Origin of the sequence: Microcystis sp. LE19-84.1B (assembly GCF_027531875.1) — a bacterium.
Classification (GTDB): Bacteria; Cyanobacteriota; Cyanobacteriia; order Cyanobacteriales; family Microcystaceae; genus Microcystis; species Microcystis panniformis.
In genome coordinates this window covers 1-7,826 of record NZ_JAPZSR010000378.1, presented here as the reverse complement: position 1 = coordinate 7,826, position 7,826 = coordinate 1, and the positions used below count along the sequence as shown (strand labels likewise).

The following is a 7,826-nucleotide window of genomic DNA, read 5'->3' as shown; positions in this document are numbered from 1 at the left end:
AAAAGATGTCAAGTTGTATCCTTAACAAGGGAACAATCAGACTAGGAGCCGTGTGAGGTGAAAGTCTCATGCACGGTTCTGAATGGGAGGGGAGGTCGGTGACGACCTTCTCGACCCCTAATAAAAACTTAATGCTGACGGCTGACCAATATCAGACCTGATGCAATATCTCTTGAGTCACCGGTCAAGCTGGGATTTACTGAGAGTAAGCAATCTGCTAGAGTTTTAACGTTCGTTAAATTTCTCGGGCAGAGAAAACAAAAAAACCATAATGGTGTTACTGGGTGTGTGGAAGTGCTTAAAAATCTCAATTTTTCGGGGCGATATTCCTCGCTGGCTCTGCTGCTGGCTATTTTCGGATTATTTCACGGGACGGTAATGGCCGAAGAAGGACCGCAAGAAATGGTTTTTCCCCGCATCGAGCAGATAGTACAGTCGCCTCCTGCGACGGGAGAAACTACGCCACCCGTGGCAGCACCGCCGGAAACCCCGACGGAAATACCAAGACCAGCAGAAACTCCCACAACAGCCCCACCAGCGCAGGCCGAGGAGTCGCGAGTTTTGGTGGCCGAAGTGGTAGTACAGGGGGCCGATCGAGAATTAGAAAATCTAGTTTATAATACCATTCGCACCCGACCAGGACGAAGCGCAACTCGATCGCAATTACAAGAAGATATTAACGCCGTTTTTGCCACGGGCTTTTTTGCCGATGTGCGGGCAGTTCCCCAAGATACGCCCCTAGGGGTGCGAGTCACCTTTGAGGTGCAACCTAACCCCGTTTTTCAGGGTGTACAGATTCAAATTGCCCCGGAAACCATGGACAAATCGATTTTACCTGCCGGGGTGGTCGAGGAAATTTTCGCTAGTCAATACGGCAAAACCCTGAATTTGCGGGAATTACAGGCGGGGGTAAAAAAAATCAATGACTGGTACAGTAAAAACGGCTATGATCTGGCCCAGGTGATCGGTGCGCCGCAAGTCACTCCCGATGGTAGGGTGATTTTGGTCATTTCCGAAGGTTTAATCGAAAAAATTCAAGTACGTTATTTTAACGTCGAACAGGAACCGGTCAAGGCTAAAACCAGAGAATTTATCATTACTAGGGAAATGCGCCTAAAAGCGGGGGATATTTTCAACCGCAATACCGCCCAACAGGATTTACAGCGTGTTTTCGGTCTCGGTTTATTCGAGGATGTGCGTCTGTCTTTTTCCCCCGGCAGCGACCCAAGGGAGGTGATTGTTAACGTCGATGTGGTGGAAGGTAATACTGGTTCCCTGGCCGCTGGGGGTGGTATTAGCTCGAATGCGGGCTTATTCGGCACTGTCAGCTATCAACAGCGCAATTTTGGCGGTAATAACCAAACTTTAGGGGCAGAAGTCCAGTTAGGGGAACGGGAATTTTTATTTGATCTGAGTTTTTCCGATCCTTGGATTGCCACGGATAATTTCCGCACTTCCTACACGGTGAACGTTTTCCGGCGACAGTCGATTTCTCTGGTTTATGATGGGGAAAATTCCTCGATTCGGACGCTTAACGATAATGATAGTCCCCGTATCGTCCGGACGGGTGGTGGTATTACTTTTGTCCGTCCTTTGGCCCCCGATGTGTTTACGAAACCAAAATGGGTGGTTTCCCTAGGCTTTAACTATCAACAGGTACAGGTGCAAAATGCCAATGGTGACATCTCCCCCCTGTCTGCACCTCTCAATGGTTTTGGCAGTCAACAACTGGCTTTTAGTTCCTCTGGGATCGATGATCTACTTTCCCTAAATATTGGCGCTATTCGAGATTTTCGCGACAATCCCCTGCAGCCCACCAGTGGCTCTTTCCTGCGTCTAGGTTTAGAACAAACTATTCCGGTCGGTTCTGGCAGTATTTTCGGCACTCGTGTTCGGGGTAGTTATAGTTACTTTATCCCCGTTCGGTTTATTAATTCCTTTAATCTCTTTGAAACCGATATTTTTAAAGGTCAGCAATCCCTCGCTTTTAATGTGCAAGCAGGGACAGTATTAGGCGATTTACCCCCCTACGATGCTTTTATTGTGGGGGGTAGTAACTCTGTACGGGGTTACGCCGAGGGAGAAGTGGGTAGCGGTCGCAGTTATTTGCAAGCGACGGCCGAATATCGTTTTCCCATTGTCGCTATTATTGGGGGGGCGTTATTTGTCGATTTCGGCACTACTATTGGTTCCCAAGGCGATGTCCCCGGTCAACCCGGGATTGTCCGGGATTTACCCGGTATCGGTCTCGGTTACGGTTTGGGTGTTCGGGTACAATCTCCCGTCGGCCAAATTCGAGTTGACTACGGTTTTAATGTCGATGGTGGTTCTCGTATCCATTTCGGTATCGGGGAACGATTCTAATCAGTTATCAGTTATCAGTTATCAGTTACCAGTTATCAGTTATCGATGAATTTAGTTATTTTTGCTGTTCACTGATCAAAGCTTTATTAGTTGATAATTATGGTTTCTACTATCGCTAAACAATTTGAATTATCGGGAATTGGCCTACATTCGGGGGAGATAACCCGGGTGCGCGTCTGTGGGGCCAATCCGGGAGAAGGACGTTATTTTGTCCGCAGAGATTTAGCCAATCAACCGATTATTCCCGCTCTAGTTTCTTCGGTTTACCAAACAAATTTATCAACGGAATTGAGACGAGGAGAAGCAAAGGTTAGAACCGTTGAGCATTTATTAGCTGCCTTAACCGCTTTGGGGGTAGAGAATGCTCGCATTGAAGTGGATGGTGCGGAAATTCCCCTCCTTGATGGTTCGGCCAAAATCTGGGTAGAAGCGATCAAAAATGCCGGTTTAAATAACTCTTTTTCTCCATCAGATTTAACGATTTCTCAACCGATTTGGTTGTACGAAGGGGATGCTTTTGTGGCGGCGATTCCTTCCCCTGAATTACGTTTTACCTACGGCATCGATTTTACCTATAAACCCATCGGTAATCAATGGTATAGTTGGAGTCCTGATCAGGAAAGTTTTAGTCAAGCGATCGCATCAGCCCGGACTTTCGGTTTTGCCGATCAAATTGAATATTTACAAAAGGCTGGTTTAATTAAAGGAGGCAGTTTAGAAAATGCTTTAGTCTGCGATAAAAATCAATGGTTAAATCCTCCTTTACGGTTTGAAAATGAGCCAGCAAGACATAAATTATTGGACTTAATTGGTGATTTGAGTTTACTGGGAACTATTCCCACTGCTCATTACATGGCTTTTAAAGCCAGTCATAAACTTCACGTTCAATTAGCTAAAGCAATTCAGGGTTAATTATACTAAATTCTGTTTAAAAGGTATAGGGGAGTGGGAAGTGGGACTGTCTGGGGGTGGGGTTTTTACTTCTGTCGATGACATGGCTTTGGCTCGATCGTTCTCTACTCAAGCCTTTATCCTAGCATTGATAACCCTTAGCTATCAGCCGTCAGCTATCAGAATCATTCCAACACCGTGGGGTTTGCTCGGTGACAGGTTGCCAATCGAGTTTGAATTAAGTGGAAAATTCTCCCTGATAGCGATCGCACTATTCTCAGGGTTCAGGTGGAATCTGTAACTGCAAGTCTTCAATCAGTGACGGGATTTCAGCCTGAACCACATCCCATACAATATTGAGGTTGACATCATCATACTCATGTACTAACCGATTTCTCATTCCATTGATTTCTTGCCAAGCAATGTTGGGAAAGATCTGGCGGGTTGTTTCGGAAACTCGTCTGGCGGCTTCGGCAATCACCAATAGCCGTCGAATGACTGAATCTTGAAGCTGCACATTGGCAACGAACTCAGCTTTTGAGCATTGAGCCGTGTAGGTTATGATCAGTTCTGCGGATTGCAGCATATCAAGCAGGAATTGAAGATCCCGTTGCATAAATCACCTGGGCAGAGGAAAGAATTTCGTGGCGGCGTAAATAGTTACGGCTAGTTTCAATCCCTTGGCGGGTAATCAGATCAATGTCTCGGTGAAACATCGTTTTTAATTCTGCTTCCATCTGATCCAGGCTGCTGAAGGTGGGATGTGCCTCTGGGTGAAACTGCACCATAATATCAATATCGCTGTCCGGGCGAAAGTCATCGCGCAGGACAGAGCCGAAAAGGGCAAATTCGGTCACTTGCCAGCGTTGGCAGAAATCAGCAATTTTTTCTGTCGGCAGATCGATCGCACCTCTCAAGCGGGTGACTGCCGCTGCCTCGGCTAAATCCATTGCTTGTTGGTGAAACGTTTGAATCTGGCTCATTGAAGTAAGGCTCCTCCAGGATTCTGTTTTGTGCTAACGACAGAGATCGGGCGACTGAACTCTACCACAATGATACAGGCTGGCAACCCTTCTGGGTCAGATGCACCAGTTTGTTCGATTTTCTGCTTGACTCTGGCATTAATTTTACTGCGATTGCCGTTATTGCCCCACAGAAACTAGAGGATCAATTTTACCTTAAATGTCGGCTTGAAGGAACCCTCGGTTTTACCTCGGAGATGAAAGGTTACGCCAATATAAAACAGCACTTCGACAGGCTCAGTGTCCACACTTCAACACATTTCGACACCCTCAATGTAAAGGCTCAGTGACACGAAGCACAGCTAAAAATAAGCGACCCTGTTGCAACTTTTGCCCCTCTATTTTAACCTAAACATTGGGAATCTTCGCTAACATTCCCCAACTGAGACCACCAGAGCGGCATCGCACTTTAACCCACAGTTTCAATAAATGTGCATGGTGCGTTCCCCAAAATCGATCAGTAGAGCAGTAGGACTTGCATTAGGGAACACACCCTACGGCTATGGCTAGAGACTATGACAAAGGTTTAATTGTCACTAATCCCCCAGCAAAACCCTGAATATTCAACTCATAGCCCTCAAGTAAACCCATACCAACTAATGGCTCTGTCTCTGACTCATTGATTTCAATAGATTTGATCTGACCATCCCAGATCACAGTTGCCTCAAATACGTTAAACATACAGAGGCTTCCATCGCCCAAAATCCCTTCTTCTTGCATATACCACGTTAACCCTAGCTTTGTGATGATAGCAGTAGGCAACGTGAGAAATCCAGTGTACCCAGTGTCAATAACTGCTTTAATCGCTTGCCTCTGGTGATTTTCGCCTAGCACTACGAATTGAATAATTGCTTCTCGGCGCGAATTGACGCTCCCCATCATCATGGCGACACACTGGGGGAACGAAAGCCAAAACGATGGACGGCACGATGTCCAATGCGAATACCAAATATTTGTGCATCAGGAAAACGTATTAACAGTTGTTTAGCAGCTGTTAGGCTGTCATCAGCCACTTCAAAAGCCCCTGTTTCGATGTCTATTGCTACAATCTTCCCATGATTCCCTTCCTCGATTTGGGAGCGTACCTGAGACTCGTAGAATTCGTGTCCACGTCGGGCAAATTCTTCTTTGCTGTAGCGGGGTTGTCGAACTGTCATTGAAGCGACCCTGTGGCAACTTTTGCCCCTCTATTTTAACCTAAACATTGGGAATCTTCGCTAACACTCCTCAACTCAACCCACCAGAGCAGCATCGCACTTTAACCCACAGTTTCAATAAATGTGCATGGTGCGTTCCCCAAAAATCGATCGGTGGAGCAGTGGGAGTCACATTAGGGAACGCACCCTACAAGAACGGCGATCGCACTTTTGCCCCTCTATTTTAACCTAAACATTGGGAATCTTCGCTAACATTCCTCAAATAGGCCCACCAGAGCGGCATCGCACTTTAACCCACAGCTTCAATAAATGTGCATGGTGCGTTCCCCAAAAATCGATCGGTAGAGCAGTAAGAGCCACATTAGGGAACGCACCCTACAGCGATAGCGATCGCACTGATTTTTCACAGAAATCATGTCCCATAGGTAATTTTTGGCGCACGTCTGAACAAGTATCTAGAGCAGTCGAACGCTTCGCATCACCGGCAGAAAAAAGCAGAGCGAGGTACGAGCGGCGCTTTTTTCTGTCCGAGTGCATGCGATTGTTAGCCTTAGTAAATTGTCATTTCATAGTCGTTTAACTGCCGAGAATATGTCCGCCCCAGTTGTGGATTGTCGCAACCGGTGGTGGATAATTGCCCGCATTACCAAGTACGCTATTAATACCGCCTTCAACTTCATCAAATCTGGCAGCCTCATTAACTGCAATTATCAAGCGAGTGAGACCATCAAGAACAGGAGCAGGAACAGGCGCAGCCCCTGCATAACCAGAAACAGCATTAAGTGCAGCCAATAAATTTGCATCTGTTATGTTAGGTAAACCAAGCGCGTAACCAAGGCTTGCGTAATCTCCCCCCAGTGCACCAGGAATTGCAACACCAGGTAAAGCAACGCCTATGGCTCCAACATTAAAGTGCCAAGTTCCAATATTATTTCCAAAGGCAACTGTGTACAAGGAGCCATTAATTGGAGGGAAATTGGAATTCGGTTGATAGGCGAGGTTTATATGAAGATCAACTGTGTTATGGGTATTTGGGTGAGAAATATTAACAACCCCTATATTGGGCATTGTCCCATTTGCTCGAATTCGAGCGCGAAGGGCGCTAATATCAGATGTATATGCTCCACCATGTAATAAACGCATTCTTTTCTCCTAAAATAGTGTTTTTTGATAAGTGCACCAATCGCTCCGATAGATGTCTCTGTTCCAGAGCGATTGGTGCCTTAGTACGACAAGATTAAAGATTAGCTCTATCAGCTATGCCTTTGGTGGGTCCGCATGGATGGCCTGCATGTTCATCAATTTATTGACTTCCGCCGCCGTTTGTCCAGTAAGTGTCTGAATGGTTCCGTTAATAGCTGTCATGTCATTTGCGACCAAACCTGGATTCATCGTCGTATCCATGTCAAAGTAATTCATCTTGAAATCAAAATGGTCAACGCTAGATTTGCCCGCAGATGCCTTCCAAGACGATTGATCAATGTGAAGATAGAAAGTGCGAACTTTGGGTACGTACATTGCCGGAATCCCAGTCTTAACACCCGTTCCTTGTACAATAGAAAAGTAGTAATAAGTAAGAAAATGATCCAACGTTACAGTTTGAGTTTCGAACGAAAGTTTCAAATTACCTAACTGGGCGACTACCTTTGTCAAAATACTGTCCAGTTCTTTCAACGCAGCTTCTGGAAACGAGAAAGCACCAAAAAGTTCGCCAAGAAATTCAAGATGCAGATCGGCACTCGTTACGCTCTTAGAGTAGGATTGTGTGGTAATACTACCGACAGGAAGATACCCCGCCATCGCTTTGACTGCACCACCAGTAATGACATAGTTGCGCCACTTCGCTGTTGCCCGAGTAAATGCGCTAGCCTCTGCTGGTATCGTTATGTCATATGGCTTCGGGTGTTCATTATAAATGCTAAACGCCGTGAGTAGCGAAATGTAAGAATCGAGTGTCTGCACTTGGCTTAGCATCTGATACATGGTGGTGTCTGGAGTATTTGGCACCGTTGCAATTGATGTCGTACCCGGCGCCTTAACTGCATTATTGAGAATATCGTTCAGGTTAGTTGTGTCTGGTGTACCAGCAGGAGCAGGAGCATCGGCCAACATTGCGAAGTTCGCGCGGAGCAGATTTGCATTTCGCGTCTGATGGGCAGCCGTTATGAAATGATTTAACTGTGCTACAGACTTATTGAGAATACTAAGTTCAGAATCGTTCAAGGTGTTCATTGTGTTTCTCCAGAATTAGGGTTCTTCGGTTTGTGCTATGCAATGGACGGAGTTATAAGGGATGAAACCCTTATAGAGAAGGACATTGATGCGATTTTTGTCAATTGTTTTCGAGCTAGAACAAACTAATCAATAGAACTCTTGCCAGATAAGGATTTAG

The 7,826-nt window shown here is 45.9% G+C and carries 9 protein-coding genes; 3 read left to right on the top strand and 6 right to left on the bottom strand.

Annotated elements, in window-relative coordinates:
• Window positions 1-378: 378 nt before the first annotated feature.
• A complete protein-coding gene (locus O9324_RS21440; RefSeq protein WP_288141255.1) occupies window positions 379-2,364 on the top strand; it encodes a BamA/TamA family outer membrane protein in 1,986 nt (661 codons plus the stop codon).
• Between the two features lie 99 nt (window positions 2,365-2,463).
• On the top strand, window positions 2,464-3,276 hold the full coding sequence (lpxC, locus tag O9324_RS21435) for a UDP-3-O-acyl-N-acetylglucosamine deacetylase (protein WP_288141254.1): 813 nt from the start codon (window positions 2,464-2,466) through the stop codon (window positions 3,274-3,276).
• A 256-nt stretch (window positions 3,277-3,532) separates the two neighbouring features.
• On the opposite strand, the gene O9324_RS21430 is transcribed toward lpxC, so the two are convergent.
• The 4 genes from O9324_RS21430 to O9324_RS21415 form a co-directional block, all read right to left on the bottom strand.
• Window positions 3,533-3,871, bottom strand: a complete 339-nt coding sequence (locus O9324_RS21430) for a HepT-like ribonuclease domain-containing protein (RefSeq protein WP_185239732.1) — start codon at window positions 3,869-3,871, stop codon at window positions 3,533-3,535.
• The gene (locus O9324_RS21425) at window positions 3,843-4,205 is read right to left on the bottom strand and encodes a nucleotidyltransferase family protein (RefSeq protein WP_334311269.1); all 363 of its coding nucleotides are present in this window, start codon (window positions 4,203-4,205) and stop codon (window positions 3,843-3,845) included. The genes O9324_RS21430 and O9324_RS21425 overlap by 29 nt, the downstream gene beginning before the upstream one ends.
• Before the next feature lie 585 nt (window positions 4,206-4,790).
• Window positions 4,791-5,162: a clan AA aspartic protease gene (locus tag O9324_RS21420; protein ID WP_288141253.1), complete on the bottom strand. Its 372-nt coding sequence runs from the start codon at window positions 5,160-5,162 to the stop codon at window positions 4,791-4,793.
• Window positions 5,159-5,434 carry a hypothetical protein gene (locus O9324_RS21415; protein WP_288141252.1) on the bottom strand — a complete coding sequence of 92 codons (276 nt, stop codon included), beginning with the start codon at window positions 5,432-5,434 and terminating at the stop codon, window positions 5,159-5,161. The genes O9324_RS21420 and O9324_RS21415 overlap by 4 nt, the downstream gene beginning before the upstream one ends.
• Before the next feature lie 47 nt (window positions 5,435-5,481).
• On the opposite strand from O9324_RS21415, the gene O9324_RS21410 reads away from it, so the two are divergent.
• Complete coding sequence (locus tag O9324_RS21410; protein ID WP_288141251.1) at window positions 5,482-5,661, top strand: hypothetical protein; 180 nt, start codon at window positions 5,482-5,484, stop codon at window positions 5,659-5,661.
• Window positions 5,662-6,010: 349 nt separating this feature from the next.
• On the opposite strand, the gene O9324_RS21405 is transcribed toward O9324_RS21410, so the two are convergent.
• Window positions 6,011-6,577, bottom strand: coding sequence for a ribosome-inactivating family protein (locus tag O9324_RS21405; RefSeq protein WP_288141250.1), 567 nt, complete (start codon window positions 6,575-6,577; stop codon window positions 6,011-6,013).
• Between the two features lie 114 nt (window positions 6,578-6,691).
• Entirely contained in the window at window positions 6,692-7,666 is a 975-nt protein-coding gene (locus O9324_RS21400; RefSeq protein WP_288141249.1) for a hypothetical protein, read from the bottom strand.
• Window positions 7,667-7,826: the final 160 nt, after the last annotated feature.

Excerpts from the sequence above, each read along its gene's own strand:
- O9324_RS21440 (WP_288141255.1), top strand. The coding sequence starts at position 379 with ATGGCCGAAGAAGGACCGCAAGAAATGGTTTTTCCCCGCATCGAGCAG.
- lpxC (WP_288141254.1), top strand. The coding sequence starts at position 2,464 with ATGGTTTCTACTATCGCTAAACAATTTGAATTATCGGGAATTGGCCTA.
- O9324_RS21430 (WP_185239732.1), bottom strand. The coding sequence starts at position 3,871 with ATGCAACGGGATCTTCAATTCCTGCTTGATATGCTGCAATCCGCAGAA.
- O9324_RS21425 (WP_334311269.1), bottom strand. The coding sequence starts at position 4,205 with ATGGATTTAGCCGAGGCAGCGGCAGTCACCCGCTTGAGAGGTGCGATC.
- O9324_RS21420 (WP_288141253.1), bottom strand. The coding sequence starts at position 5,162 with ATGATGATGGGGAGCGTCAATTCGCGCCGAGAAGCAATTATTCAATTC.
- O9324_RS21415 (WP_288141252.1), bottom strand. The coding sequence starts at position 5,434 with ATGACAGTTCGACAACCCCGCTACAGCAAAGAAGAATTTGCCCGACGT.
- O9324_RS21405 (WP_288141250.1), bottom strand. The coding sequence starts at position 6,577 with ATGCGTTTATTACATGGTGGAGCATATACATCTGATATTAGCGCCCTT.
- O9324_RS21400 (WP_288141249.1), bottom strand. The coding sequence starts at position 7,666 with ATGAACACCTTGAACGATTCTGAACTTAGTATTCTCAATAAGTCTGTA.